At 23.3% G+C, this 1,504-nt stretch carries 2 protein-coding genes; both read left to right on the plus strand.

What is annotated here, in order from left to right:
* Positions 1–293: 293 nt before the first annotated feature.
* On the plus strand, positions 294–503 hold the full coding sequence (locus tag SY27_RS15215; protein ID WP_045971916.1) for a hypothetical protein: 210 nt from the start codon (positions 294–296) through the stop codon (positions 501–503).
* A gap of 61 nt (positions 504–564) precedes the next feature.
* The coding region (locus SY27_RS18910) for a hypothetical protein (RefSeq protein ID WP_045971918.1) at positions 565–1,504 on the plus strand (940 nt) is incomplete at its 3' end.

Raw genomic sequence — 1,504 nt, forward strand, 5'->3', positions numbered from 1 at the left:
ATTTACGATAAAAACGGAAAATTAGTAAATGATAATGCTCCAAGTCCAGATAGTCAGGAAATTATAACAGAATTGAAAAAATATTTGTAAAATTTAACAAAAAGTATAGTTTTTCTGTAATTTATTGTGATTGGTTTATTTTATATTTGCACAAATATGTTTGTATTTTTTATATTGATATCTATGAAATCAAATGTATATACTCAATATATATAAAATATTCTTGCAAGAATAGTCAGAAATCTAGCTGACTTAAAAAGTCTAGATATTTTTAATTTTTTATACAAATAAATATGAAAAAATCAATTTTAAATTTAACAGGAGTTAAATTACTTTCAAAAGATCAAATGAAAACTGTAGCAGGAGCCGGTACTTGTGCTTGGATGCACTCTTCTGGATTTATTATGCATGACATTTCTCTAGATCAAGTTAAAGATTTAAGAGATACTTATGGTGGTGGTAAATGGTGTTGTGATTCATGCGACAAAGCTTCTTGGCTTTAATATTATTGACTTGGGCAATTGCCCAAGTCTTTGATTCATTTTTTAATAAAATTGTAATAAAATGAAAAATATTGTTTTTCTTTTTTTAATCTTCTTATGTTGTAATAAGAAGTCAGTTACTCTCTCAGAAAACAAGAAAGTTGTATTAGATACAATAGTGGTTTCTTTTTTAGATGTGCCGAAAGATTTTTTGTATCCACTAAAGTCAGGAGGAACAATCGAAAACTCTAAATTTGATGTTCAATATTTTTCTGATAATGAAGTTTTTAATTTAAAGCTTAATGAAGAGAAAAGTATAAAAAAAATACCTAATAAAGAGGATTATATTGAGATTGTACATTCTTATAATGCTTTTGATGAGATTTCTATTTTAGTTAAAAAAGGAGATTCTGTAAATATTAATTATATTGATAAAACGCCTAATTTTAAAATAATAAATAAAGAAGTTAGAAAACATGATTTAGATTATGACTTTTTGGTAAGGAAATTTATATTTAAATCAAAATACCCTTATTTTATTCAAAGCAAGAACAACCCTATATTTTATATTGATGATTTAAGTATATTATCAAGAAAAGATTTCAATATTGAAGCACTTAAGAAAAATATTTATTTAAACGCTGTAAAGGAACTATCGAAAGAGAGAATTTTTCTTGATTCAATTTATAAGAATAATGAATTTTCATTGGTAAATTATAATTATTATAAACAGAGAAATTATTATAATTTATTGCATATAAACTTGAAAAATGAAATTGAGAATGAAGTTATAGATTATAAGATAAATGACTCATTAGTAAAATATAAATTTTATAGACATTATATCTATGATTATATAATTAAGAATAATAGAATAAAAGAAATTGCTGTAAGCGATGGTAGTATTTTAGATAGTAAAGCAGCTTTTGATTCCGTTATGAAGTCTACATCATTTGGTGAAAAAACAAAAAAGTTCTTATTATATACTTTCTTAGAAGAAATAATAAATAATTTCTCAAAAC

The sequence above is a fragment of the Flavobacterium sp. 316 genome (assembly GCF_000967805.1).
Classification (GTDB): domain Bacteria; phylum Bacteroidota; class Bacteroidia; order Flavobacteriales; family Flavobacteriaceae; genus Flavobacterium; species Flavobacterium sediminilitoris.

Excerpts from the sequence above, each read along its gene's own strand:
- SY27_RS15215 (WP_045971916.1), top strand. The coding sequence starts at position 294 with ATGAAAAAATCAATTTTAAATTTAACAGGAGTTAAATTACTTTCAAAA.